This is a genomic window from Ectobacillus sp. (assembly GCF_056992975.1).
The window spans coordinates 21,213-46,833 of record NZ_JBXKMX010000080.1; the positions used below are offsets into that span (position 1 = coordinate 21,213).

Annotated in this window: 27 protein-coding genes; all 27 read left to right on the forward strand. The window is 39.9% G+C overall.

Annotation, left to right across the window (positions count from 1 at the left end; all coding sequences use genetic code 11):
• Positions 1-978, forward strand: a complete 978-nt coding sequence (gene ftsY, locus AC11ZT_RS04040) for a signal recognition particle-docking protein FtsY (RefSeq protein ID WP_484058371.1) — start codon at positions 1-3, stop codon at positions 976-978.
• A 143-nt stretch (positions 979-1,121) separates the two neighbouring features.
• On the forward strand, positions 1,122-1,454 hold the full coding sequence (locus tag AC11ZT_RS04045) for a putative DNA-binding protein (protein WP_484058372.1): 333 nt from the start codon (positions 1,122-1,124) through the stop codon (positions 1,452-1,454).
• 12 nt (positions 1,455-1,466) lie between these two features.
• Positions 1,467-2,810 (forward strand): signal recognition particle protein, encoded by a 1,344-nt coding sequence (gene ffh / locus AC11ZT_RS04050; RefSeq protein WP_484058373.1) that lies wholly within the window; start codon positions 1,467-1,469, stop codon positions 2,808-2,810.
• Positions 2,811-2,936: 126 nt separating this feature from the next.
• Positions 2,937-3,209 carry a 30S ribosomal protein S16 gene (gene rpsP, locus AC11ZT_RS04055; RefSeq protein ID WP_379967215.1) on the forward strand — a complete coding sequence of 91 codons (273 nt, stop codon included), beginning with the start codon at positions 2,937-2,939 and terminating at the stop codon, positions 3,207-3,209.
• 263 nt (positions 3,210-3,472) lie between these two features.
• Entirely contained in the window at positions 3,473-3,991 is a 519-nt protein-coding gene (gene rimM / locus AC11ZT_RS04060; protein ID WP_484058374.1) for a ribosome maturation factor RimM, read from the forward strand.
• On the forward strand, positions 3,988-4,719 hold the full coding sequence (trmD, locus tag AC11ZT_RS04065) for a tRNA (guanosine(37)-N1)-methyltransferase TrmD (protein WP_484058375.1): 732 nt from the start codon (positions 3,988-3,990) through the stop codon (positions 4,717-4,719). The genes rimM and trmD overlap by 4 nt, the downstream gene beginning before the upstream one ends.
• 161 nt (positions 4,720-4,880) lie before the next feature.
• The gene (gene rplS, locus AC11ZT_RS04070; RefSeq protein WP_379967224.1) at positions 4,881-5,225 is read left to right on the forward strand and encodes a 50S ribosomal protein L19; all 345 of its coding nucleotides are present in this window, start codon (positions 4,881-4,883) and stop codon (positions 5,223-5,225) included.
• Positions 5,226-5,293: 68 nt separating this feature from the next.
• Positions 5,294-5,851 (forward strand): signal peptidase I, encoded by a 558-nt coding sequence (gene lepB, locus AC11ZT_RS04075; protein ID WP_484058376.1) that lies wholly within the window; start codon positions 5,294-5,296, stop codon positions 5,849-5,851.
• A gap of 13 nt (positions 5,852-5,864) precedes the next feature.
• Positions 5,865-6,719 (forward strand): ribosome biogenesis GTPase YlqF, encoded by an 855-nt coding sequence (ylqF, locus tag AC11ZT_RS04080; RefSeq protein WP_484058377.1) that lies wholly within the window; start codon positions 5,865-5,867, stop codon positions 6,717-6,719.
• A gap of 54 nt (positions 6,720-6,773) precedes the next feature.
• Positions 6,774-7,535 (forward strand): ribonuclease HII, encoded by a 762-nt coding sequence (locus AC11ZT_RS04085; protein WP_484058378.1) that lies wholly within the window; start codon positions 6,774-6,776, stop codon positions 7,533-7,535.
• A 120-nt stretch (positions 7,536-7,655) separates the two neighbouring features.
• Complete coding sequence (locus AC11ZT_RS04090; RefSeq protein WP_484058379.1) at positions 7,656-8,879, forward strand: acyl-CoA dehydrogenase family protein; 1,224 nt, start codon at positions 7,656-7,658, stop codon at positions 8,877-8,879.
• Positions 8,880-8,904: 25 nt separating this feature from the next.
• On the forward strand, positions 8,905-9,477 hold the full coding sequence (locus AC11ZT_RS04095) for a TetR-type transcription factor C-terminal domain-containing protein (RefSeq protein ID WP_484058380.1): 573 nt from the start codon (positions 8,905-8,907) through the stop codon (positions 9,475-9,477).
• 2 nt (positions 9,478-9,479) lie between these two features.
• The gene (locus AC11ZT_RS04100; protein ID WP_484058381.1) at positions 9,480-10,544 is read left to right on the forward strand and encodes a phosphotransferase family protein; all 1,065 of its coding nucleotides are present in this window, start codon (positions 9,480-9,482) and stop codon (positions 10,542-10,544) included.
• 5 nt (positions 10,545-10,549) lie between these two features.
• The gene (locus tag AC11ZT_RS04105; RefSeq protein ID WP_484058382.1) at positions 10,550-11,287 is read left to right on the forward strand and encodes a 2-phosphosulfolactate phosphatase; all 738 of its coding nucleotides are present in this window, start codon (positions 10,550-10,552) and stop codon (positions 11,285-11,287) included.
• 282 nt (positions 11,288-11,569) lie between these two features.
• A complete protein-coding gene (locus AC11ZT_RS04110) occupies positions 11,570-13,240 on the forward strand; it encodes a long-chain-fatty-acid--CoA ligase (protein WP_484058383.1) in 1,671 nt (556 codons plus the stop codon).
• Complete coding sequence (locus AC11ZT_RS04115) at positions 13,237-14,247, forward strand: phosphotriesterase family protein (protein WP_484058384.1); 1,011 nt, start codon at positions 13,237-13,239, stop codon at positions 14,245-14,247. The genes AC11ZT_RS04110 and AC11ZT_RS04115 overlap by 4 nt, the downstream gene beginning before the upstream one ends.
• Positions 14,248-14,302: 55 nt before the next feature.
• Positions 14,303-14,503 (forward strand): AMP-binding enzyme, encoded by a 201-nt coding sequence (locus AC11ZT_RS04120; RefSeq protein WP_484058396.1) that lies wholly within the window; start codon positions 14,303-14,305, stop codon positions 14,501-14,503.
• A gap of 54 nt (positions 14,504-14,557) precedes the next feature.
• Positions 14,558-15,436: a 3-hydroxyacyl-CoA dehydrogenase family protein gene (locus tag AC11ZT_RS04125; protein ID WP_484058385.1), complete on the forward strand. Its 879-nt coding sequence runs from the start codon at positions 14,558-14,560 to the stop codon at positions 15,434-15,436.
• A gap of 120 nt (positions 15,437-15,556) precedes the next feature.
• Positions 15,557-16,351, forward strand: coding sequence for an SDR family oxidoreductase (locus AC11ZT_RS04130; RefSeq protein ID WP_484058386.1), 795 nt, complete (start codon positions 15,557-15,559; stop codon positions 16,349-16,351).
• 177 nt (positions 16,352-16,528) lie between these two features.
• Positions 16,529-17,689, forward strand: a complete 1,161-nt coding sequence (sucC, locus tag AC11ZT_RS04135; protein ID WP_484058387.1) for an ADP-forming succinate--CoA ligase subunit beta — start codon at positions 16,529-16,531, stop codon at positions 17,687-17,689.
• A 19-nt stretch (positions 17,690-17,708) separates the two neighbouring features.
• Positions 17,709-18,611, forward strand: a complete 903-nt coding sequence (gene sucD, locus AC11ZT_RS04140; protein ID WP_484058388.1) for a succinate--CoA ligase subunit alpha — start codon at positions 17,709-17,711, stop codon at positions 18,609-18,611.
• A 60-nt stretch (positions 18,612-18,671) separates the two neighbouring features.
• Positions 18,672-19,544: a DNA-processing protein DprA gene (dprA, locus tag AC11ZT_RS04145; protein WP_484058389.1), complete on the forward strand. Its 873-nt coding sequence runs from the start codon at positions 18,672-18,674 to the stop codon at positions 19,542-19,544.
• Between the two features lie 152 nt (positions 19,545-19,696).
• Positions 19,697-21,775 (forward strand): type I DNA topoisomerase, encoded by a 2,079-nt coding sequence (gene topA, locus AC11ZT_RS04150; protein WP_484058390.1) that lies wholly within the window; start codon positions 19,697-19,699, stop codon positions 21,773-21,775.
• 55 nt (positions 21,776-21,830) lie between these two features.
• On the forward strand, positions 21,831-23,132 hold the full coding sequence (gene trmFO, locus AC11ZT_RS04155) for an FADH(2)-oxidizing methylenetetrahydrofolate--tRNA-(uracil(54)-C(5))-methyltransferase TrmFO (protein ID WP_484058391.1): 1,302 nt from the start codon (positions 21,831-21,833) through the stop codon (positions 23,130-23,132).
• Positions 23,133-23,200: 68 nt separating this feature from the next.
• Complete coding sequence (gene xerC / locus AC11ZT_RS04160; RefSeq protein ID WP_484058392.1) at positions 23,201-24,097, forward strand: tyrosine recombinase XerC; 897 nt, start codon at positions 23,201-23,203, stop codon at positions 24,095-24,097.
• Positions 24,098-24,247: 150 nt separating this feature from the next.
• Positions 24,248-24,790 carry an ATP-dependent protease subunit HslV gene (gene hslV / locus AC11ZT_RS04165; RefSeq protein WP_484058393.1) on the forward strand — a complete coding sequence of 181 codons (543 nt, stop codon included), beginning with the start codon at positions 24,248-24,250 and terminating at the stop codon, positions 24,788-24,790.
• 16 nt (positions 24,791-24,806) lie between these two features.
• The coding region (locus AC11ZT_RS04170) for an AAA family ATPase (RefSeq protein ID WP_484058394.1) at positions 24,807-25,621 on the forward strand (815 nt) is incomplete at its 3' end.

Consider the following 25,621-nt stretch of genomic DNA (forward strand, 5'->3'; position numbering starts at 1 on the left):
ATGAGCTTTTTTAACAAACTGAAAGAGAAACTTTCACAACAGGCCAGCTCCGTAACAGAAAAATTTAAGCAAGGCATGGAAAAAACGAGAGATTCTTTTGCAGGAAAAGTGAATGATCTGGTTTATCGCTACCGTAAAATCGACGAAGACTTCTTTGAAGAGTTAGAGGAAATTTTAATTGGTGCTGACGTTGGGGTTTCGACTGTAATGGAGCTAATTGATGAGTTAAAAGAAGAAGTGAAACGTCGCAATATTCAAGACCCGCGTGATATGCAAAGTGTTATCTCCGAAAAGCTAGTTGAAATATATGAAGGTGGATCATTCCAGAATAAATTAAATATACAACAAGGGTTGACGGTTATTTTATTTGTAGGTGTAAATGGTGTAGGAAAAACAACGACGATTGGAAAGCTTGCCCATAAGTTAAAGCAGGAAGGTAAGTCTGTTTTATTAGCAGCTGGCGATACGTTCCGTGCAGGAGCAATTGAACAGTTAGAAGTATGGGGAGAACGTGTTGGCGCGGAGGTCGTTAAACATACAGCTGGCTCAGATCCGGCAGCTGTCATGTTTGATGCGATTCAAGCTGCAAAAGCCCGTAAAGTGGATGTATTGCTCTGTGATACCGCAGGTCGCTTACAAAATAAAGTAAATTTAATGAAGGAATTAGAAAAAGTGAAGCGCGTCATTGAACGTGAAGTACCATCTGCACCTCATGAAGTACTGCTCGTTATGGATGCAACGACAGGTCAGAATGGGTTAAGTCAGGCCAAAACGTTCCGCGAGGCGACGGATGTAACGGGAATCGTTCTAACAAAGCTTGATGGAACAGCTAAAGGTGGCATCGTATTGGCGATTCGTAACGAAATAGATGTACCGGTTAAGCTTGTTGGCTTAGGTGAGAAGATGGATGATTTACAAGAATTTGATCCGCAGCAATATGTGTATGGATTGTTTGCCGATTTAATTGAAGCTGAATAAAAAACAATCCTATTTGATCGAAGATTACCCTTTGCTAAGCGCGTTATTTAGTAGCTAGAAAAGGGAAAATACTTGACAGTGTAAATGAGATTTTGTACACTTGTTTTTGTAAAGGTAATTTACTTAACAAAGGATGATGAAGCATGCTCGAAAAAACAACGAGAATTAACTATTTATTTGATTTTTATCAATCGTTGTTAACCCCGAAGCAAAGAAGCTACATGTCTCTTTACTATTTAGATGATTACTCACTTGGCGAGATTGCAGAAGAGTTTGATGTAAGCCGTCAAGCTGTATATGATAATATTAAGCGTACGGAGGCAATGCTAGAAGAATACGAAGAAAAACTCGTATTGTTTCAAAAGTTTCAAGCGCGGCAACATCTTATCGAACAGCTGAAATCATTCATTAGCGAGGGCAACCAGACAAATGAAGAAGCATTACAAATTGTTGAGGCTATTGAAAAATTAGAATAGGAGGGCGGCATTATGGCATTTGAAGGATTGGCCGACCGACTTCAACAGACATTGCACAAAATTCGCGGCAAAGGGAAAGTATCTGAAGCCGACGTAAAAGAAATGATGCGTGAAGTTCGTCTAGCCCTTTTAGAAGCAGACGTTAATTTTAAAGTGGTAAAAAACTTTATCAAACAAGTTTCCGAGCGTGCTGTTGGGCAAGAGGTAATGAAAAGCTTAACACCTGGGCAACAGGTTATTAAGGTTGTTCAAGAAGAGCTTACAGAACTTATGGGCGGGGAGCAGAGTAAAATTGCGGTTTCCAGTCGTCCTCCAACTGTCATTATGATGGTGGGGCTGCAAGGTGCAGGGAAAACAACGACAACTGGCAAGCTTGCAAACTTACTTCGTAAAAAGCATAATCGTAGCCCGCTTCTAGTGGCAGCTGACATTTACCGACCAGCAGCTATCAAGCAGTTAGAAACACTTGGAAAACAACTGGATATGCCTGTATTTTCCTTAGGCGATAAAGTTAGCCCAGTTGAAATTGCAAAGCAAGCGATTGAAAAAGCAAAGCAAGATCATAATGATTACGTTCTCATTGATACAGCTGGTCGCTTGCACATTGATGAAGAACTTATGAACGAATTGCAGCAAGTGAAAGAAGTAGCGAATCCAGACGAAATTTTCCTTGTAGTTGATTCCATGACTGGTCAAGATGCAGTCAATGTAGCACAGAGCTTCCATGAACAGTTAGGGTTAACAGGCGTTGTTCTAACGAAACTCGACGGTGATACACGCGGCGGGGCGGCTCTGTCTATTAAAGCTGTTACAAATACACCAATTAAATTCGTTGGACTAGGTGAAAAGCTAGATGCATTAGAGGCCTTTCATCCCGAACGTATGGCTTCTCGTATTTTAGGGATGGGTGATGTGCTTACCTTGATTGAAAAAGCACAATTCGCTGTTGATCAGGATAAAGCGAAAGAACTTGAACAAAAAATGCGGTCGCAATCGTTTACATTCGATGATTTTCTCGAGCAGCTTGGACAAGTGCGTCAGCTTGGACCACTTGATGAAATTTTAAATATGATTCCAGGTGCCAACAAGATGAAGGGCTTGAAGAATGTTCAAGTCGATGATAAGCAAATTGGACACGTAGAGGCTATTATTCGTTCCATGACGAAGAAAGAACGGGAGCAGCCTGAACTAATGAATGCGAGTCGCAAAAAAAGAATTTCAAAAGGAAGTGGGACTTCTATCCAAGAAGTAAACCGCTTGTTAAAGCAATTTGAAGATATGAAAAAAATGATGAAATCGATGACAAGCATGCAAAAAGGTAAGAAAAAAGGTATGCCTAAATTCCCTTTTATGTAATATAGTTACAGTATTTTTATAAATTCTAAGAAAATTTTGCTCTGTTAAGAATTTATACTTTACAAAGGAACAACATATTTGATAATATAATTATCTGTGTGAAACAATTTCGGAGGTGCTTTATAAATGGCAGTTAAAATTCGTTTAAAACGTATGGGAGCAACAAAGTCTCCTTTCTATCGTGTAGTAGTAGCAGATTCTCGTTCTCCTCGTGATGGACGCTTCATTGAAGAAATCGGATACTATAATCCAGTTGCACAACCTGCAGAAGTGAAAATCAACGAAGAACGCGCATTACAATGGTTACAAAATGGTGCAAAACCATCTGATACAGTTCGTAACCTTTTCTCAAATCAAGGAATTCTTGAAAAATTTCATTTGTCTAAGCTAAATAAATAATTGGGGCTCTCCCAATGATGATGGATTGATCCAAATGATTGTAAGATCATTTGGAAGTGATTCAGAAGATGTTGGAGAAGTCATTGGAAAATATGGACGAATCGCAAACATGATTCGGACTATGTTACGTCAGCAGGACTTCAACAAAATATGAAAGCTACAATAGAAATTTTATCTAAAAAGGGTGAGGGAGTATTCCTCTCCCTTTTTTCATAAGATAGTAAATAAAGTCAAGCCATAAACCATAACAGGAGTGAATAACGATGGCAAAGTGGTTGAATGTTGGGAAAATTGTTAATACACATGGTATCAAAGGAGAATTGCGTGTTATTTCCAGTACGGATTTTCGTGAGGAACGTTATAAAGTTGGAAATAAGCTTTCTATTTGGAAAGAGGGCAGTAAGGAACCAATACATGTTACAGTATCTTCTCACAGAGTTCATAAATCATTTGATCTACTTACATTTGCGGGCTATGAAGATGTAAATGATGTTGAACAATTTAAAGGTGCCATATTAAAGGTATCAGATGAGAACCTTATAGGACTCGAAGAAGGAGAATACTATTACCATCAAATTATTGGGTGCCGCGTTGTAACTGAGGACGAAGAAGAAATCGGTACGATTACTGAAATTCTTTCACCCGGTGCTAATGACGTTTGGGTTGTAAAACGAAAGAATGGAAAAGAATCATATATACCTTATATTGATCAAGTTGTATTACAAGTGAATCCAAAGGAAAAAATTGTGATAATTGCATTAATGGAAGGGTTATTAGAATGAAAATAGATATATTAACCTTGTTTCCTGAAATGTTCACCGGGGTATTTGGTTCCTCTATTTTAAAAAAAGCCCAAGAGAAGCGAGCTGTTTCGCTTAACGTAATTAATTTTCGTGACTATTCTTCGGATAAACATCATAATGTTGACGATTATCCATATGGCGGAGGAGCGGGAATGGTGCTTGCCCCTCAGCCAATTTTTGATGCGGTCGAGCATCTATCATTGTCTTCTAAGAAGCCCCGCGTTATTTTAATGTGTCCACAGGGAGAACGGTTCTCACAGAGCAAGGCGGAAGAGCTAGCGCAAGAAGAACATTTGATTTTCATATGTGGTCATTATGAGGGATATGATGAGCGCATTCGAACGAATCTTGTTACAGATGAAATATCAATTGGTGATTATGTATTAACAGGCGGTGAGCTAGCAGCGATGACAGTTACCGATAGCGTTGTCAGGTTATTGCCTGAAGTACTTGGTAATGAACAGTCTTGTGCAGAAGATTCATTCAGTACAGGATTGCTTGAACATCCTCATTACACACGTCCAGCAGAGTTCCGAGGTATGAGCGTACCTGATATACTTTTATCAGGAAATCATCAAAAAATCGAACAATGGCGCCACAAAGAATCTCTACGAAGAACCTATAATCGCAGACCAGATTTGATAGAAAAACGTGAACTTTCACAGGTAGAAAAAGAATGGATTCAAGAGTTTAAACAAGACAAGTAAAAAGCCTTAACAGTTTTAAAAAATCTTAGTTTTATGCTATTGCAACCAATACTATTGTATGCTATGATATCACTTGTGACTTATATAAGTCTAACCACGATGTTCCGCTGCAATTGCAAAAAAGGCTTGTAAGAGCATCCGTTTGGAAGGAGAAAACATATATGCAAAATGTAATTAATGAAATTACAAAGGATCAATTAAGAACGGATTTACCATCTTTCCGTCCTGGTGACACAGTACGTGTACATGCTAAAGTAGTAGAAGGTACTCGTGAAAGAATTCAAATCTTCGAAGGCGTTGTTATTAAGCGTCGCGGAGGCGGAATTAGTGAAACATTCATCGTTCGTAAAGTATCTTACGGCGTTGGAGTTGAACGTACATTCCCAGTTCATACACCACGTATTGCAAAGTTAGAAGTACTACGTCGTGGTAAAGTACGTCGTGCTAAGTTGTACTACTTGCGTGAGCTTCGCGGTAAAAAAGCTCGTATTAAAGAAATTAGATAATGAACATGTGGGAGCTTGTGATAGCAAGCTCCCTTTTTCCAATAATAGCAAGTAGCGGAGGTTCGTTCATGGCGAAAGGAAAAAACCAAACGTGGGAATGGATGAAAGCATTTGTTGTAGCAATCGCATTAGCGGCTATCATCCGCTTTTTTTTCTTTGCTCCTATTTTAGTAGATGGCGTATCGATGATGCCGACATTACATGACCATGATCGCATGATTGTAAATAAAATCAGTTACAAAATTAGTGAGCCAAAGCGCTTTGATATTATTGTATTTAAAGCAACCGTGGACAAAGATTATATCAAACGTATTATTGGTTTACCGGGTGACACAATCGAATTTAAAGATGATGTTCTATATGTGAACGGGAAACGATATGAAGAACCTTATCTTGATGCATATAAAAAGCAAGTTAAAGACGGACCACTTACGTATGATTTTAAATTAGAGGACATTACCGGGCAGAAAACAGTGCCACAAGGGCAGATTTTTGTTATGGGGGATAATCGTAGGCTTAGTAAAGATAGTCGTACGATTGGAACAGTAGCAATTGATCAAGTAATCGGGAAAACAAATATTGTATATTGGCCGTTTTCAGATGCCCGTATGATTCCGCATCCTTAAGGAGGATGATTGTTTGACTATACAATGGTTTCCAGGCCATATGGCGAAAGCAAGACGACAAATAACCGAGAAACTGAAGCTTATTGATCTTGTCATTGAACTTGTTGATGCACGCTTGCCTTCATCTTCACGCAATCCGATGATGGATGAAATTGTTGCAAATAAGCCGCGTCTCATTGTTATGACAAAAGCAGATTTAGCTGATGAACGAATGACTAATAAATGGATTAAACATTTTCAAAGCAGTGGCTATAAAGCAATTGCTTTAAATGTACAAGCTGGCCAGGGAATGAAGGAAATAACAGCGGCATCAAAGGAACTTGTAAAAGAAAAAACGGATAAACTAATTGCCAAGGGTGTAAAGCCTCGGGCCATCCGCGCTTTAATTGTTGGTATCCCTAACGTAGGGAAATCAACCTTAATCAATAAACTTGCCAAAAAGAATATTGCAAAGACGGGAGATCGTCCAGGTGTTACGACTGCACAGCAATGGATTAAAGTGGGCAAGGAGTTAGAGCTGCTAGATACTCCAGGTGTATTATGGCCGAAATTTGAGGATGAGCAAGTTGGTTATCGCTTAGCAACGACTGGTGCTATTAAAGACTCTATTTTGAATTTACAAGATATAGCAGTGTATGCTCTTCGTTTTTTGTCTGCGCATTACCCTGATAATTTAATGGGACGCTATCAATTATCTGATATACCAGATGAAATTGTTGAACTTTTTGATGCAATTGGGAAGAATAGAGGCTGCATCATGAGCGGCGGGATTATCGATTATGATAAAACAGCGGAGCTAGTTCTGCGAGAACTTCGTGCAGGAAAGCTAGGTCGTCTTACACTAGAAGAACCAGAAATAATAGCATAAAGGTGCGCAGAGGCGTGCCTTTCTTTTTGTATGGAAACATGTAGGAGGAATTTTATGGGGAAAACGATTCGTGAAATCGGGCTGCTTCTAGATACAATCACTTCAGAAATGGATGAACGTTTTTTAGAAGTATTGCAAGATGAACGTAAAGGTGTGCAAAGTCTCGTTACGCGGTGGCGTAAAAAAAGAAAACATGAAATGGTTCAGCGAGAACATTTTTTCCAGATGACACAATTCGAAACTGCACTTCGTGCGCAAGGTGTGAAGTGGATTGCAGGGATTGATGAAGTAGGAAGAGGCCCTTTGGCTGGTCCTGTTGTTGCTGCTGCTGTTATTTTGCCAGAGTCTTTTTTTCTTCCTGGTTTAAATGATTCGAAACAATTAAGCGAGGCGCGGCGAGAACAGTTTTTCGAATCTATACAAGACGAAGCAATTGCAATTGGAATTGGCATTGTGTCTTCAGAAATTATAGATGAAATCAATATCTACCAAGCTACCAAGAAAGCTATGCTGCTAGCGATTTCTCAGTTGTCCGTTACAGCGGAACATTTGTTAATTGATGCTATGAAATTACCAATCGATACGATGCAAACATCCATTATTAAGGGGGATGCTAAAAGCATTTCGATTGCTGCGGCTTCGGTTGTCGCGAAAGTAACACGAGATCGTATGATGAAGCAATTAGGAGAACAATATCCGGGGTATGGATTTGAAAGAAATATGGGGTATGGAACAAAAGAGCATCTAGAAGCACTACAAATATATGGTGTGTTACCATTTCACCGTAAATCATTTGCACCGATTAAAGACATGTAAGGAACTGCCTATGCAGTTTCTTTTTTTTTTGAAAAATAGAAGGAATTTGGATTAATAGAGAAGAATTAGTATATATTGTAAAAAACATACCGACTGGTTAGTTAACAAGGAGGACCGTATATGAATTTTTCTTACAGTGAAAAGGTACGACACTTACTCACACAGCTAGAAGATTTTATGGAAGCAGTTGTGTATCCAAATGAAAGTGTTTATGAACAGCAGCTTCTGAAAGATCGCTGGTGTATTCCGCCTATCATGGAAGAGATGAAACAAAAAGCGAAAGAAGCGGGTCTTTGGAATTTATTCTTACCGGATCAATACGGGGCTGGTTTGGCAAATGTAGAATATGCACCGCTTTGTGAGGTGATGGGACGTTCCTTTATAGCGCCAGAGGTATTTAACTGTGCTGCTCCGGATACGGGGAATATGGAGGTATTGGCTCGTTATGGAACAGAGGAACAAAAGGAAAGATGGCTGAAACCTCTGTTAAACGGCGATATTCGTTCTTGTTTTGCTATGACGGAGCCTGAAGTTGCGTCCTCGGATGCAACAAACATTCAATCTTCCATTACGCGGGTAGGCGATACATATGTCATTAACGGAAGAAAGTGGTGGACATCTGGTGCGGGGGATCCGCGTTGTACAATTGCTATTTTCATGGGAAAGTCAGATGAATCTGCGCCACGTCATGTGCAACAGTCGATGATTCTTGTTCCGATGGATACGAAAGGGGTGAAGATACTTCGGACATTGCCAGTATTCGGATATGATCATGCTCCGCACGGTCATGCAGAGGTGTTATTTGAAAATGTTGTTGTCCCTGCTTCAAATATGATTTGGGAAGAAGGGAAGGGTTTTGCGATTGCGCAAGGAAGGTTAGGACCTGGTCGAATCCACCATTGTATGCGGTTACTCGGTGCGGCAGAACGGGCGCTTGAAATTATGTGTCGGCGTTCCTTAAGTAGGGTTGCCTTTGGAAAGACAATTTCCGAGCAAGGAGTCGTGCAGGACTGGATTGCAACAGCACGCATTGAAATTGAACAAGCACGCCTTCTTACGTTAAAAGCTGCCTATATGATGGATACTGCGGGAAATAAAGTAGCGAAAAAAGAAATTGCTATGATCAAAGCTGTTGCACCAAATGTCGCATTGCGCGTACTTGATCGAGCCATTCAAACGTTGGGCGGAGCAGGTGTGAGCGATGATTTTCCGTTAGCAGCACACTGGGCTAATGCAAGAACACTTCGCTTAGCCGATGGACCAGATGAAGTACACAAAGCGGCCATTGCCAAGCTGGAATTAAAGCCCTATCAAGCGGAACGTTCCGCAATGAAAATGGTATAAGAAGGTATCAGGAGAAGGTGAGAATGTGAAAGAGAAAATCATACAAGCAAGCATTGAACTATTTGAAAAACAAGGATTTGCAGAAACATCTATTCAACATATTGTTGATACCGTTGGGGTGACAAAAGGCGCTTTTTATTACCATTTTGTAAGTAAAGAGGAGCTGCTTGTTGCCATTCATCACCGCTTTATCGATTTCATTTTACGTCAGCAGAATCAAATCATGAAGAGGATAGATACATCTTTTCGTGAGAAGCTACATCAAATTATCACAATGCTCATACAAAATATTGAGCAGAATGGAAAAAATGCACGCGTGTTTTTTCGGGAATTACAAAATTTAAAAGATAGCAATTTAGAAGAATTACTTGAAAAGCGAGATCAGTTTCGACGTGGATTGGAAGATGTAATACAGAGAGGAATCGAAATCGGGGAGTTTAAACAGGAATTAAATCCAAGCATGATTGCACTCGGCATTTTAGGAATGTGTAATTGGAGTTACATGTGGTTTAATCCAAGTGGTCCTATAAAAGCTGAAGCGTTTGCAAATATATGTATGGATATGGTTTTAAATGGAATTGAAAAAAAGGAGGGATGAGGATGCTAGATACTATTCCGGTTCGAAAGGGAGAAGAATTGCCAATCGCACAATTGGAACAGTTTCTAAAACGAAATTTGCAGGATATTCCAGATGAGCATTTGCTTGTACAGCAATTTCCTAGCGGTGCTTCCAATTTAACGTATGAACTGAAAATTGGTACGTGGGAGGCTGTACTTCGTCGCCCTCCATTAGGAAAAGTACCTCCAAAGGCTCATGATATGCAGCGTGAATCGATGCTCCTTGGTCTATTACATGATGTATTTCCCTTAGCTCCAAAGCCGTATTTGTTTCATGAGGGTACAGAGATTCTTGGATGTCCTTTTTTTATCATGGAACGTCGCCGTGGCATTGTGCTAGACACTGCGTTTCCGGATGAAATTAAGCCTACGAAGCAGTTGTGTCATGAGATTTCGGAATCAATTGTTGATACACTTGTGTCTCTTCATGATGTGCAGTATGAACAAACGCCGCTTGCGAAAATTGGGTATCCAGATGGATTCATGGAAAGACAAGTAAGAGGCTGGATTCAAAGATATGAGAAAGCGAAAACAGATACATTTTCTGAAGTCGAGCATATTACGAAATGGCTTACGACAAATATTCCACAGTCACCAAAGCCTTCTATTATCCATTATGATTTTAAATGTAACAATATGTTGTTTGCCAATGATGATGTGACGAAGGTTGTTGGCTTGTTCGACTGGGAAATGTCTACGATTGGAGATCCCTTAGCAGATGTTGGGGCAGCCATGAGCTACTGGGTGCAAGCAGAGGATCCGAACTTTTTGCAATACGGATTAGGTCGACCTCCTATTACGGTACAAGATGGTTTTATGACGAGAGATGAATTTGTGGAAGCCTATGCAAAAAAAAGCGGGCGTGATGTATCCAACATCCATTTTTATATTACCTTTGCATATTTTAAATTGGCTGTGATTATTCAACAGATTTTTTATCGATATAAACAGGGACAAACGAAAGATCCTCGGTTTGCAAAGATGGATCAGTTTGTACGAGGACTCCTATTGCATGCAGGGGAGCAGTCTCAGAAATATAGGGGGTAAGGGAAGTGGGGAAACTTCATGTCGTTATGACAAAGGAAGAAATTCGTAGCAACGAACTAGAGGGGAATATAGCGGTTGTACTTGACGTATTAATTGCGACATCGATGATTACAGTCGCCTTGCAGTACGGTGCAAGGGCAGTCATTCCCGTTCGCTCGAAGGAAGAGGCACTGGTAAGAAAACAGCAAGATAAACGTGATTGTATTGTAGTAGGAGAGCATCAAGGCCGTTCTATTGAGAATTTTCTGCTTCCGTATCCGAGTGAATTAAAAGGTATATTGCAGGATAAGACGATGATTCTCTCCACTACGAACGGTACGGTTGCAATTTCGGGCGCATCGGTAGCAAAGGAAGTATATGTAGCTTCTCTCTTTAATGGTCACGCGGTAGCAAAAACGGTTCAGGCTGAACATGAAGACGAAACAATTGTCATCATCTGTTCTGGTTCTGGCGGCAATGTATCTCTTGAAGACTTTTACGGTGCGGGTTTTGTCATCCATCATCTCATGCAGCAAGGACAGTGGGATCTTACCGATTCCGCTAGGATTGCATACCTCTTTTATAAAGGAAATATAGATTGTGCAGAGCAGCTTCTCTTGTCTTCTAGGGTCGGTCGCTCACTTAGAAAAGCTGGCTATGAGAAAGAGATCTTGTATGTGGCAAAGCAAGGATTATATCCACTTGTCGCCAAACTGTACAAAGATGAGATTCGAATGGAGGAAAGCATATGCCACAAACTGTAATGGCTGGTGGTAGTTTTATTACAAGAGAAGCATCACATTCTTTTTATTCCATAGGATTTTCAAGAGGAATATAGATTAATTGAAATGACAGTAAAAAAGCAGGAAATCGTACCAAAGATTGCACAGATTGTAATCTTGCTTTACGGGGCCGAACTGCGGTACTTCGTGCGCAAAAAGCTGGGGGCACTCTCTAACACCTCTTTGCAAACGCTTACTTAAATGATACGTAAATAGAAGTAGAAATCTTTACCCGAAAAATATGTATGTGAAGGGGAGATATAGATGAAAGAGCTTCACTTTCCGCATTGGCCAAAAGGGTTGCCGAAAACGATTGCTATTCCTGAGCATAATCTTTTCGAAAATTTACGGGTGTCTGCTCAGAAAAATCCGAATAAAGCAGCAATCGTATACTATGATTCTGTGATTACCTACAAACAACTAGAGACCGAGGTTATAAAAGTATCTGGTTACTTCGAGCAGGTGTTAGGCGTGCATAAAGGAGATCGAGTTTTACTTTATATGCAAAACTCACCGCAGTTTGTCATCGCCTATTATGCGATTCTACGAATTCAGGCCATTGTGGTACCATTAAATCCAATGAATGTGCCTGAAGAACTTGCTTTTTTTGTAGAAGATAGCGAGGCATCTGTTGCAGTTGTTGGTCAAGAGTTAGTTTCAAACATTGTACCTTTCTTACAAACGACATCTTTACAACATATCATTGTAGCTACCTATTCCGACTATCTTCCTGAGAACACTCCTTATACTCTTTCTGAAATCATTACATCCCCAAGACAGACCATATCACAAGAACATATTATTCATTGGAATGAAGTCATCTGCACCACTTATAAACCTTCGTATTTGTCATTCGAGCCGGGTACGGTTGCGGTGCTGCCTTATACGTCAGGAACAACGGGAAATCCAAAAGGGTGCATTCATACACATGAAACAACGCTTGCAAATGTATTAGGCGCCGCTTACTGGACTCATTTGACAGATGATGCCGTTGTTTTAGCTACTTTGCCGTTTTTTCATGTGACAGGTATGCAACATGGGATGAATGCCCCGTTGTATGCGGGAGCAACCATCGTGATTGTAACGCGCTGGGATCGCGATATTGCAGCAAAACTCATAGAGACATATAAAGTTACTCATTGGATTAACATCAGTACAATGGTAGTGGATTTTTTACAGGTACCTAATCTTATATCCTATGATTTCTCTTCTTTATCTATTGTAGGAGGCGGAGGGGCACCACTTCCTAAGACAATAGGAGAAACATTGTTACAGGTGCTGGGAGTTTCCTATATCGAAGGGTATGGTTTGTCTGAAACGATGGCACAAACACATTTTAATCCTGTGCACAGACCGAAGCTACAATGTATGGGTGTACCTTCCTTTGGGGTAGATGCTCGCGTGTGGAATCCGAATACGCAGCAACTATTAGGTGTAGGCGAAGAGGGGGAAGTGATTGTAGCTGGACCTCAAGTGTGCAAGGGATATTGGAAGCGTCAAGAAGCAACGGAAGAAGCCTTTATTACCTTAAATGGAACGACCTACTTTCGAACGGGAGATATTGCAAAAGTGGATGAAGAAGGGTATTACTTCATTGTTGACAGGTTGAAACGAATGATTAATGTTTCTGGCTTTAAAGTATGGCCTACGGAAATCGAAGCTATTTTATATAAGCATCCATCCATTCTGCAAGCTTGTGTCATTGGAGTTCAGGATGAACGATCAGTGGAAGCAGTAAAGGCATTTGTCATTCGTAAACCAAACGAAACCATTACAGAAGAAGAAATCATTGCATGGTCGCGCAAGGTTATGGCCAATTATAAGATTCCTCGCACCGTTGCATTTGTAGAAGAGTTGCCGTTGTCTGGGACAGGAAAAATACTATGGCGTCTTCTGCAAGAACAGGAAAAGAAGAAAAAGGAGGAACTCGCATGATACAAACTGTCACGGGACCCATAACTACCAATCAGTTAGGGAAGACGTTGATGCATGAACATTTTGTATTTGGCTATGCAGGTTTTCAGGGAGATGTATCGTTAGGGGGTTTTCAAATTGAAGATGCGCTACAAGCGGGCATTGAAGTTGCAAAACGCGCCATGATGCAAGGTGTAGCTACGGTTGTGGATCCAACTCCTAATGATTGTGGCAGAAATCCTGTATTACTAAAGGAAATTTCTGAACGTACAGGATTACAAATCATTTGTACGACAGGGTATTACTATGAGGATGAGGGGGCACCTGGTTACTTTAAATTTAGGTCAGCTTTTGGAGATGCTGTGGAAGAAATTTATGAAATGTTTATGAGGGAGATCCAGATTGGAATTGGTGATACAGGGATTAAGGCAGGTGCTATTAAAGTAGCATCAAGTAAAGATGTAATTACAGACTATGAAAAGATGTTTTTTGTCGCAGCTGCAAGAGCACAGCGTGAAACGGGTGTTCCAATTATAACCCATACACAAGAAGGAACGATGGGACCCGAGCAGGCAGAACTTCTTTTAGAACATGGAGCAAATCAAAATCAAATTAGTATTGGGCATATGTGCGGAAGTACGGATCTTTCGTATCATATCCGAACATTAGAAACAGGCGTTTCCATTGCCTTAGACCGTTTTGGTTTACAAGGAGTAGCAGGAACGCCTACTGACCAATTAAGAACGGGAATTCTTCTAGCCCTCCTTGGACTAGGTTACGCAGATAAATTGATTTTGTCACAAGATACAGTGAATTATTGGTTAGGACGCCCACTTGTTTTCTCGGCAGAAGTTCAATCTGTTCTGGCTAATTATCATATAACAAATTTGTTTGATAACGTGGTTCCTGTTCTGTATGAAGCTGGTGTCCGTGCAAAACAGATTGATAGGCTCTTTATTGCTAATCCAGCGCGTCTATTTACGAAAGAAATGAGCAAACGTTCTAGTTCGGAAGGATTTGCAGGCTGAAATAGTAGAGAAGAGACACTACTAATGAAGAAATGGTTCGTTCATTATACCACTCATATCCAGACAGAAGTGCAAATTCCTTCCGTACAGGAAGCAGTATTCGTATAGGGGAGAAACGGTGAAAGTATATATTGTGAGAAAACATAGAGCCCGGGTAAGTGAGCAAGAACTCCTACAATATTGCCGGTCTCATCTCGCAGTCTATAAGGTTTCGAGAATCATAGAATTTTGCGATTCGTTACCGAAACGGACGTAGGGAAAAATATTACGAAGAGCCTTGCGTGAAATCAATTAATAAGGGGGAATAGGCATGGTACAAGTAAAACACATTTCAGTTATTGGCGCAGGAAGCATGGGACATCAAATTGCGATGCTTTGTGCGATAGGAGGATTTCAAACGGTGTTACAAGATATTCATGAGGGAGCACTTCAGAAGGCAGAGAAGACGCTGCATGAATTGATGGATAAATGGGTACGAAAACAGAAAATTTCAGAAGAAGAAAAGGATGCTGCATTTGCTAGATTATCGTTTTCTACAAACCTCGAAAAAACAGCATCCAAGGCAGATTTTATTATTGAGGCGGTAGTAGAGAAATTAGATGTGAAACGGGAGGTATTTGCAAAATTAGATATATTCGCACCGCCTCATGCGATTTTAGCGACAAATAGCTCTACGATTGTTAATTCACTTCTTGCATCCGCTACATCTCGTCTGGACAAGGTATGTAACATGCACTTTTTTTATCCGCCCCTTGTTATGGATTGTGTAGAGGTCGTAATGAGTGAGGAAACTTCAGAAGAAACGGCGCAAGTAGCAATGGATATTTGTAAAAAAATGAATCGAACTGGCATATTGCTTCGCAAAGAAATTTCTGGTTTTGTTGCAAATCGAATTTTGGGTGTATTAATGGATGAAGCCATGAATTTATATGAAGCAGGCATAGCGGATTTTCAAGATATTGATTTGATTTGCAAACGTGCGTTAAACCATCCCATTGGTCCCTTCGCTTTAATGGACTTATCGGGACTAGATGTGGCGTACTATGTACAAACCCAGCGCTATGCAGAAACAAGAGACCCAAGAGATAAACCGCGTGCGATTATTGCTGAAAAATTGAAAGAAGGTAAACTTGGACGAAAGTCAGGGGAAGGCTGGTACAACTATAAACGAGTAGAGGAAGTGAAATAATCATATATATATCGGTAGAAAAGCGTGAAAACTTTGCTATTGTTGCACACATATAAATGTAATGAACAACGCAGTCATGCATGAACTACAAATTGCCTAGACGATAAAGGGGGAAATGAGATGCGAGCTGCAGAAAAAAGCAAAGATGTGACGAACTTGTTTCAGTTAGCAGGGAGAGTAGCCATCGTAACAGGTGGTGGAAGAGGTTTAGGAGAACAACTTGCACGCGGTCTTGCTGAAAGCAAAGCAAATGTTGTTATCTGTTCACGGAAGTTGGAAGCGTGTGAAGAAACTGCGATGCAGCTCCAAGAATATGGCATACAAACGTTAGCTATTCCATGTGACATTACTAAACAAGAAGATGTGGATCATGTTGTGGAGAAAACGATGAGGCAATTTGGTCAAATTGATATTTTAATTAATAATTCGGGTATATCATGGGGGGCACCGGTGGAGGAGTATCCCATTGATCGATTCAATCAAGTGCTTCAGGTGAATGTTACAGGGTTATTTATGATTTCACAAGCTGTAGGGCGTGTTATGAAAAAACGAAAATACGGACGCGTTATTAACATTGCTTCTGTGGCGGGTCTGGTTGGACAGGATCCGCGTGTATTAGATGCAATTGGATATAGTGCAAGTAAAGGAGCTGTTGTGTCGCTCACGAGAGATCTAGCAGTTAAATGGGCACCACACGGCATTACGGTAAACGCGATTGCACCTGGATTTTTCCCTTCGAAAATGGCAACGAAGATTATTGATCGGGCAAAGGATACCATTATACAAGGTATTCCCATGGGAAGACTAGGGGGGGAGGATGATTTAAAGGGGGCGGCACTATTTTTCGCATCAGATGCTGCTAAATACGTAACGGGTCAAGTACTAGCTGTGGATGGCGGGGCTACTGCAATGTAACGAAAAATGAGGGGAGAATTCCCCCTCATTTTAATTATGTAAAAACGAGATCTAAATTAATTGTAAAATTTTGTATCAAATTATAATTTATACCATTTTAAACTAGACATTATACTTCATTTCCAATAAAATAAAGTAGAGTAAATTTATAACATGACCGCAAAGGAGGCTGGGAAAATGAATATTCATGAATATCAAGGAAAAGAACTGCTTAGAGAATACGGCGTTGCAGTCCCAAATGGCCAGGTTGCTTTTACGGTGGAAGAGGCCGTGGAAGCAGCGAAACAACTAGGATCTGAAGTAATTGTCGTGAAAGCGCAAATTCATGCAGGGGGACGCGGTAAAGCAGGCGGTGTGAAAATTGCGAAAACTATAGATGAGGTTCGTACATATGCAGAGCAATTGTTAGGAATGACGTTAATAACGCATCAAACAGATGCATCAGGAAAGAAAGTGAAGCGCTTACTTATTGAAGAAGGATGTAATATTCAAAAAGAATATTATGTCGGCTTTGTTTTGGATCGATCTACATCTCAAATTGTTTTAATGGCTTCTGAAGAAGGGGGTACAGAAATTGAAGAGGTGGCAGAACATACACCGGAAAAAATATTCAAAGAACTGATTGATCCTGCTGTCGGCCTTCAAGAATTTCAAGCTCGGCGCATTGCATATAATATTAATATACCAAATTCTCTTATAAATAAAGCTGTAAAATTTATGATAGGTTTATATACAGTTTTCGTAGAAAAAGATTGTATGATTGCAGAGATAAATCCGCTTGTTGTTACAGGAGACGGGAACGTGTTAGCGTTAGATGCTAAGTTGAATTTCGATTCCAATGCGTTATATCGCCATAAGGATATTGTAGCATATCGTGACTTGGATGAGGAGGATGCAAAGGAAATTGAGGCTTCGAAATTTGATTTAAGCTATATTTCACTTCATGGAAACATTGGTTGTATGGTGAACGGGGCAGGACTTGCGATGGCAACACTAGATATTATCAATCATTACGGCGGTAATCCAGCGAATTTTCTCGACGTAGGCGGCGGTGCTACAGCTGAAAAAGTAACGGAAGCCTTTAAAATTATCTTATCAGATGAAAAGGTAAAGGGGATTTTTGTTAACATCTTTGGAGGAATTATGAAATGTGATGTCATTGCAAAAGGAATTATTGAAGCGACAAAACAAGTTGGCCTTCAACTTCCGCTTGTTGTTCGGCTGGAAGGAACTAATGTTGAACTTGGAAAAAAATTATTAAATGAATCCGGATTAAATATTGCTGCGGCTGAATCGATGGCAGATGGGGCACAAAAAATTGTTGCACTAGTAAGTTAACAAAAAGAGGGGGGAAACAATGAGTATTTTCGTAAACAAAGATACAACCGTAATTGTCCAAGGCATAACGGGTTCGCAAGGTTTGTTTCATGCAACACAAATGATTGAATATGGAACGAAAATAGTAGGAGGCACTACGCCAGGAAAAGGCGGAACATTAATAGCGGATGTTCCTGTTTTTAATACTGTCAGCCAGGCGGTAAATGAGACGGGAGCTAGTGCCTCGGTTATTTATGTTCCACCAGCCTTTGCAGCAGATGCAATTATGGAAGCAGCTGACGCAAATTTAGATTTAGTTATTGCGATAACAGAAGGCATTCCTGTGCAAGACATGATCAAAGTAAAAAAATACTTGCAAGGCAAAAAAACACGATTATTAGGTCCAAATTGTCCAGGTATTATTACGCCAGAAGAATGTAAAATTGGCATAATGCCAGGCTATATTCATAAAAAAGGTCATATCGGTATTGTATCCCGTTCTGGTACATTAACATATGAAGCTGTCCATCAACTTTCAGAAGCTGGAATTGGTCAATCTACCGCAGTAGGTATTGGGGGAGATCCGGTAAATGGAACGAATTTTATTGATGTACTGCAAGCATTTAATGAAGATGATGAAACGCATGCTATTATCATGATTGGTGAAATAGGCGGAACAGCAGAAGAAGAAGCAGCTGAGTGGATACGCGCTAATATGAATAAACCTGTAGTAGGTTTTATTGGGGGTCAAACAGCCCCGCCTGGAAAGCGTATGGGTCATGCTGGAGCAATTGTTTCAGGAGGTAAAGGAACGGCATCTGAAAAGATGAAGGTTTTGACAGAATGCGGCATTGCGGTTGCGCAGACACCTTCCGTAATGGGAGAAACTCTTATTACAATTTTAAAGGAAAAAGGGTTACTAGAGACGTGTAAAGCTCCGTAATGTGAAAAGAAGGGTGTTCCTATTTGGACACCCTTTTATTTTAATAGAAGGGATTATTTTATGAAACGTAAACGACTTCTTCATATTCATACGTTATTAGCCGATAATTGGGGTTTGATTGCAAAACTGATTTCTCTAGATCCACAATTGGAGTGCATATATACGATCACTGCCTCAGAAATGGAGTCTCTTCTCAAGCTTTCACCTCAAAAAGCACAACGTATGTATCATTATCTTCATTCTACGTCAAGTATTTCAATTGAAAAAGAACTTCACGAACAAGAAATATTTTACATAACAATTTGGGATGAAGATTATCCCGTGTTGCTGAAAGAAATCACAGATCCTCCTTTTGTATTATACGGAAAGGGGAATGCTTTTCTGTTACATCATACGCATATGTTAGCTATTGTAGGAACAAGACGACCCTCAACAAATGGGATAAACAGCCTTCACTATATTCTTCGCGATCTTCTTCGTGAAGATTGGATTATTGTAAGTGGGTTAGCCTATGGAATTGATATAAATGCGCATATAACAACGCTGGAGCAAGGGCGAAGTACAATTGCAGTGTTAGGAGGAGGATTATCGCATATTTATCCACTAGCAAACTATAAAGCATTACAAAAATGGAATCAGAATCTATTACTCATATCTGAGTATCCCCCCTCATACGTACCTCAAAAATGGTATTTTCCGAAGAGAAACCGGATTATCAGTGGATTATCACAAGGTGTTTTAATTGTTGAGGCACAGGAGAGAAGTGGGTCACTGATTACGGCAGACTGTGCACTGGATCAAAATCGCGAAGTGTTTGCATTGCCCGGACCAATCCATCTGTCATCCACGGTTGGGAGTAACCGACTTATACAGCAAGGAGCGAAGCTTGTAGTGAATTCTGCGGATATTGTCGAAGAATTGACACGAAATTAGTCGATATTGAACATTTTTTAACTTTTATAAAAAGAATGGTTGACAAGTCCCTCCTCATCTATGTTATTTTATATTCATTCTTGATTTACAAAAAGAAGGCGAATCCATCATATTAATGAAGGCTTGAATTCACCTCTTAAGGAGGCACTAGAATGTCAGATTACCTCGTAATTGTAGAGTCGCCATCAAAGGCGAAAACAATAGAGAAATATTTAGGAAAAAAGTATAAAGTGATTGCGTCCATGGGACATGTTCGTGACCTGCCAAAAAGTCAGATGGGCATTGAAATAGAAAATAATTATGCGCCAAAATATATTACGATACGCGGAAAAGGTCCTGTATTAAGAGATTTAAAGCTAGCTGCAAAAAAAGCAAAGAAAGTATATCTTGCAGCTGACCCGGATCGCGAAGGAGAAGCCATTGCCTGGCATTTAGCTAATACTCTGCATGTTGATACGTCATCTGATTGTCGGGTGGTCTTTAATGAAATAACAAAAGATGCAATTAAGGAATCATTCAAGCATCCACGTGCGATAAATATGGATTTGGTTGATGCGCAGCAAGCTCGCAGAGTACTAGATCGTTTAGTAGGATATAATATGAGTCCCTTATTGTGGAAGAAAGTGAAAAAAGGGTTAAGTGCAGGACGTGTACAATCCGTTGCCGTTCGTCTTATTATGGAGCGTGAACGAGAAATCCAAGCTTTCGTACCAGAAGAATTTTGGACGATAAAAACGAAATTTGAAAAGGAAAATGAAGTATTTGAAGCTTCTTTTTACGGTATGAATGGTGAAAAGACAGAATTGCACAGTGAACAGGACGTACAAAATGTACTGAATAACTTGGATACAAAGCAATTTACAATAGAAACCGTATCGCGAAAGGAACGAAAGCGTAACGCAGCGCTGCCATTTACAACTTCTTCTTTGCAACAAGATGCGGCACGAAAATTAAATATGCGTGCGAAGAAGACAATGATGCTTGCACAGCAGCTATATGAAGGTATTGATTTAGGTAAGGAAGGAACAGTTGGGTTAATTACATATATGAGAACGGATTCAACTCGTATTTCCGAAACAGCACAAGCGGAGGCTCGTTCTTACATTACGGAAAGATTTGGAGAAGGCTATGTAAATGTTGAAAAGCGGAAAGAAGTGAAGAAGAACAATACCCAAGATGCTCATGAAGCGATTCGCCCTACTTCCACAATTCGCACACCAGAAGAATTAAAGGCCGTGTTAAGTCGTGACCAGTTACGATTATATAAATTAATTTGGGAGCGTTTTATTGCTAGCCAGATGGCATCTGCTATAATGGATACGGTAACGGTTACGCTAACACATAATAATGTACAGTTTCGTGCAAACGGATCGGTAGTGAAATTTCCAGGTTTTATGAAAGTATATGTGGAATCAAGTGATGATGAAAGAGAAGAAAAGGATCGGTTACTTCCTCCTCTTGAAGTAGGGGAGAACGTAGATGCTGTAGATATTGAACCGAAACAGCATTTTACACAGCCGCCTCCGCGCTATACAGAAGCCAGATTGGTTAAAACGTTGGAGGAACTAGGTATTGGTCGACCATCAACTTACGTTCCCACACTTGAGACCATTCAACGACGAGGGTATGTGGGATTAGATAATAAGAGATTTGTTCCGACAGAGCTTGGTGGGATTGTCATTGAGCTTATTCTAGAGTTTTTCCCAGAAGTGATTAATATTGAATTTACGGCTAATATGGAACATAGCTTAGATGAAATCGAGGATGGGAAAGCTAACTGGGTTCAAGTTATTGATGAATTTTATAAAAGCTTTGAACAGCATTTAGTTATAGCAGAAAAAGAGATGCGAGAAGTCGAAATAAAAGATGAGCCTGCAGGGGAAGATTGCGATATTTGCGGAAGCCCTATGGTATTTAAAATGGGACGTTATGGGAAGTTCATGGCATGTTCGAATTTTCCTGATTGTCGTAATACGAAACCGATTGTGAAAGAAATTGGAGTTACTTGTCATAAATGTGGGAAAGGGCAAATTATTGAACGTCGCAGCAACAAGAAAAAACGTATTTTCTACGGTTGTAGCGAGTATCCAACCTGTGATTTTGTATCGTGGGATAAGCCGCTTCCGCGTACCTGTCCAAAATGTGATGGAATGCTCGTGGAGAAAAAACTGAAAAAAGGTGTTCAAGTACAATGCGTTTCATGTGATTACGAAGAAGTACAACAAATGTGAGCAGGTCTTGCTCACATTTTTTTCGGACATATTAGAAGAAGGGTGATCGATAGTTATGGAACAAGTAGTCAATGTAATAGGGGCTGGACTAGCAGGGAGTGAGGCGGCCTATCAAATTGCAAAGCGTGGTGTTCAAGTTAATTTATATGAAATGAGACCAGTAAAACAAACGCCAGCTCATCATACAGACAAATTTGCAGAGCTTGTTTGTAGTAATTCTCTTCGTGCGAATTCATTAACAAATGCAGTTGGGGTTATCAAGGAAGAAATGCGTCGTTTAGATTCAGTTATTATCCGTGCTGCAGATGAATGCGCTGTGCCTGCAGGTGGTGCGCTTGCAGTAGATCGTCACGAATTTGCAGGAAAGGTAACGGAATACGTAAAAAATCATCCGAATATAACGGTAATTAATGAAGAAATTACAGAAATTCCGAAAGGACCAACGGTGATCGCTACAGGTCCATTAACTTCTCAGGCACTTTCTGAACAATTAAAAGCACTTACAGGGGAAGACTATTTTTATTTCTACGATGCAGCAGCTCCAATATTGGAGAAAGAAAGTATTGATATGAATAAAGTATATTTAAAATCAAGATATGATAAAGGGGAAGCAGCTTACTTAAATTGTCCTATGACGGAAGAAGAGTTTGATCGCTTCTACGACGCACTTGTAACAGCTGAAGTTGCTGTTTTGAAAGAGTTTGAAAAGGAAGTTTATTTTGAAGGCTGTATGCCCGTTGAAGTCATGGCTAAGCGCGGAAAACAAACACTTTTATTTGGTCCTATGAAACCGGTTGGATTAGAAGATCCTAGCACGGGTAAAACGCCGTTTGCAGTCGTTCAACTGCGACAAGATGATGCAGCAGGGACACTTTATAATATTGTAGGATTCCAAACGCATATGAAATGGGGAGCACAAAAAGAAGTGTTCGGCCTTATTCCTGGATTGGAGCAAGCAGAAATCGTACGCTATGGTGTGATGCATCGTAATACATTTTTGAATTCTCCAAAGCTACTTCGTCCAACATACCAATTTAAAGAGAGGGACGATTTATTTTTTGCGGGTCAAATGACAGGGGTAGAAGGATATGTAGAATCTGCTGCATCGGGCTTGCTAGCAGGAATTAACGCTGCTAGACTTGTGCTAGGAGAGGATCCGGTCGTTATTCCTCCAGTAACAGCGATTGGAAGTATGGCACACTATATCACGAATACAAATGTAAAGCATTTTCAGCCGATGAATGCAAACTTTGGTTTATTCCCTCCGTTGGAAATAAAGGTGAAGAAGAAATTAGAACGGTATGAAGCTTATAGCAATCGTGCTTTAGAAACAATTCAAAATTTTGTAAATATTTAGTCAAATTTCTTGCAAGAGCTACTAAACTGTGTTAACATTTAGTGGCTTTTGCTTTAGGTGGCGATATTATGGATAATAAAGAAAAGGTAAGTCAGTTCATTGAGTATTTGCAAATTGAACGTAATTATTCCATACACACGATTGTAAGTTACAGAAAAGACATTGAACAATTTGTTTCTTTCATGAATGTTCAGTGTATCTCATCCTTTGAAAATGTTTCCTACAGTGATGTTCGGTTGTATTTAACAGAATTACATGATGCAAAGCTAGCACGAAAATCTGTTTCAAGGAAAATTTCATGTTTGCGTAGTATGTATCGTTTCTTTATGAGAGAAAATTATTGTACTGAAAATCCTTTTGTTCTTGCCGCGCTTCCTAAAAAAGAATTATCTATTCCACACTTTTTATACGAAGAAGAGCTAGCAACGCTTTTTGAAGTAGCAGATATTCAAACACCGTTAGGACAGCGAAATCAAGCGATTTTGGAGCTTCTTTACGCCACGGGAATTCGGGTAAGCGAGTGTTGTCATTTATCTTTACAGGATATTGATTTTCATACGGAAACGATTCTTGTTACAGGAAAAGGAAACAAACAACGATTTGTTCCATTCGGGAGCTATGCTGCGGAAATATTACACCTTTACATGCAGGATGGAAGAAAAAAGTTATTACGTAATCAAAAGGAAACAAATGTACTGTTTTTGAATAATAAAGGGCACGCTTTAACGGATAGAGGCGTTCGTTATATTTTAAATGACATGATTGGAAAAACTTCTATTAATCTACATATTAGTCCTCATATGCTTCGTCATACATTTGCTACTCATATGCTAAATGAAGGAGCCGATTTACGAACTGTTCAAGAATTGCTAGGACATGCGCATTTATCTACTACTCAAATTTATACGCATGTTTCGAAGGAAAGATTGCGGTCTGTATATATGGAACATCATCCAAGAGCGTAATGAATGCTAGAAAAAATAAATAATCATATAATGTATAGAGATTGGTTGAAAAACCAATCACTGCAAATAGATATTTGTTAATTTTTAGCAGTTTTGCATGTAGAGTGTATATGCATCAGTGTAATCATAATGATAAAGGAGTTTTTATGTATGGTAACCTTTCATGCTACTACGATCTTTGCAATCCATCATAATGGCAAGTGTGCAATGGCAGGTGATGGGCAAGTTACAATGGGGAATTCGGTTGTAATGAAGCATACAGCGCGCAAGGTTCGCCGTTTGTTTCGAGGTAAAATTTTAGCTGGTTTCGCTGGTTCTGTAGCAGATGCCTTTACTCTTTTTGAAATGTTTGAGGGAAAGCTTGAAGAATATAATGGTAATTTACAGCGAGCAGCCGTTGAAATGGCGAAGAAGTGGCGCGGTGATAAAATGCTTCGTCAACTTGAAGCCCTTCTTATAGTAATGGATGTGGATAGTATGCTTCTTATATCGGGTACAGGAGAAGTTATTGAACCAGATGATGGTATTTTAGCAATTGGTTCCGGAGGAAATTATGCTCTATCGGCTGGGCGCGCTCTTAAAAGGCATGCGGGAGATCATCTAACGGCTAGTGAGATAGCAAAGGCTAGTCTAGAAATTGCAAGTGAAATTTGTGTGTTTACAAACGGAAATATTATCGTTGAGGAATTGTAAAGGGAGGTATACAGTGATGCAGTTACATTATACGCCGCGTCAAATTGTAGAGAAGTTAGATCAATACATTATTGGACAAAAGGATGCAAAAAAGGCTGTTGCTGTCGCTCTTCGTAACCGTTACCGCCGCAGCTTACTTGATGAGAACATTCGTGATGAAATTTCACCCAAAAATATTTTGATGATCGGACCGACGGGTGTAGGAAAAACAGAAGTAGCCAGACGTCTAGCAAAACTTGTAGGTGCACCTTTTATTAAAGTGGAAGCGACGAAATTCACAGAGGTGGGCTATGTAGGTCGGGATGTAGAATCCATGGTACGTGATTTAACGGAAACATCTGTTCGAATTGTGAAAGAAGAAAAAGTAGGTAGTGTCCAAGGAAAAGCAGAGGAACAAGCAAATCAAAGAATTATTGACATTTTAGTTCCAACTTCAAAAAAACAGCAAAACTTTAAGAATCCGCTTGAAATGTTGTTTGGAGGGTATCAAAATACAGAATCGAAAAGCGATAGTCAACCAGAAGAACCGGTAAATGAACAACGCCGTACAGAAGTTGAGCGCAAGCTGGCAGCCGGTTTATTGGAGGATGAAATCATTACGATTGAAGTTGAGGAACAACAATCCTCTATGTTTGATATGCTTCAAGGAACAGGCATGGAACAGATGGGTATGAATTTTCAAGATGCGCTAGGAAGCTTTATGCCAAAGCGTAAGAAGAAAAGAAAACTTTCTGTGAAAGAAGCTAGAAAGGTATTGACAAATGAAGAGGCACAGCGCTTAATTGATATGGACGAAGTTGCACAAGAAGCTGTTTACCGTACAGAACAGCT

Excerpts from the sequence above, each read along its gene's own strand:
- ftsY (WP_484058371.1), top strand. The coding sequence starts at position 1 with ATGAGCTTTTTTAACAAACTGAAAGAGAAACTTTCACAACAGGCCAGC.
- AC11ZT_RS04045 (WP_484058372.1), top strand. The coding sequence starts at position 1,122 with ATGCTCGAAAAAACAACGAGAATTAACTATTTATTTGATTTTTATCAA.
- ffh (WP_484058373.1), top strand. The coding sequence starts at position 1,467 with ATGGCATTTGAAGGATTGGCCGACCGACTTCAACAGACATTGCACAAA.
- rpsP (WP_379967215.1), top strand. The coding sequence starts at position 2,937 with ATGGCAGTTAAAATTCGTTTAAAACGTATGGGAGCAACAAAGTCTCCT.
- rimM (WP_484058374.1), top strand. The coding sequence starts at position 3,473 with ATGGCAAAGTGGTTGAATGTTGGGAAAATTGTTAATACACATGGTATC.
- trmD (WP_484058375.1), top strand. The coding sequence starts at position 3,988 with ATGAAAATAGATATATTAACCTTGTTTCCTGAAATGTTCACCGGGGTA.
- rplS (WP_379967224.1), top strand. The coding sequence starts at position 4,881 with ATGCAAAATGTAATTAATGAAATTACAAAGGATCAATTAAGAACGGAT.
- lepB (WP_484058376.1), top strand. The coding sequence starts at position 5,294 with ATGGCGAAAGGAAAAAACCAAACGTGGGAATGGATGAAAGCATTTGTT.
- AC11ZT_RS04085 (WP_484058378.1), top strand. The coding sequence starts at position 6,774 with ATGGGGAAAACGATTCGTGAAATCGGGCTGCTTCTAGATACAATCACT.
- AC11ZT_RS04090 (WP_484058379.1), top strand. The coding sequence starts at position 7,656 with ATGAATTTTTCTTACAGTGAAAAGGTACGACACTTACTCACACAGCTA.
- AC11ZT_RS04100 (WP_484058381.1), top strand. The coding sequence starts at position 9,480 with ATGCTAGATACTATTCCGGTTCGAAAGGGAGAAGAATTGCCAATCGCA.
- AC11ZT_RS04110 (WP_484058383.1), top strand. The coding sequence starts at position 11,570 with ATGAAAGAGCTTCACTTTCCGCATTGGCCAAAAGGGTTGCCGAAAACG.
- AC11ZT_RS04115 (WP_484058384.1), top strand. The coding sequence starts at position 13,237 with ATGATACAAACTGTCACGGGACCCATAACTACCAATCAGTTAGGGAAG.
- AC11ZT_RS04125 (WP_484058385.1), top strand. The coding sequence starts at position 14,558 with ATGGTACAAGTAAAACACATTTCAGTTATTGGCGCAGGAAGCATGGGA.
- AC11ZT_RS04130 (WP_484058386.1), top strand. The coding sequence starts at position 15,557 with ATGCGAGCTGCAGAAAAAAGCAAAGATGTGACGAACTTGTTTCAGTTA.
- sucC (WP_484058387.1), top strand. The coding sequence starts at position 16,529 with ATGAATATTCATGAATATCAAGGAAAAGAACTGCTTAGAGAATACGGC.
- sucD (WP_484058388.1), top strand. The coding sequence starts at position 17,709 with ATGAGTATTTTCGTAAACAAAGATACAACCGTAATTGTCCAAGGCATA.
- dprA (WP_484058389.1), top strand. The coding sequence starts at position 18,672 with ATGAAACGTAAACGACTTCTTCATATTCATACGTTATTAGCCGATAAT.
- topA (WP_484058390.1), top strand. The coding sequence starts at position 19,697 with ATGTCAGATTACCTCGTAATTGTAGAGTCGCCATCAAAGGCGAAAACA.
- trmFO (WP_484058391.1), top strand. The coding sequence starts at position 21,831 with ATGGAACAAGTAGTCAATGTAATAGGGGCTGGACTAGCAGGGAGTGAG.
- xerC (WP_484058392.1), top strand. The coding sequence starts at position 23,201 with ATGGATAATAAAGAAAAGGTAAGTCAGTTCATTGAGTATTTGCAAATT.
- hslV (WP_484058393.1), top strand. The coding sequence starts at position 24,248 with ATGGTAACCTTTCATGCTACTACGATCTTTGCAATCCATCATAATGGC.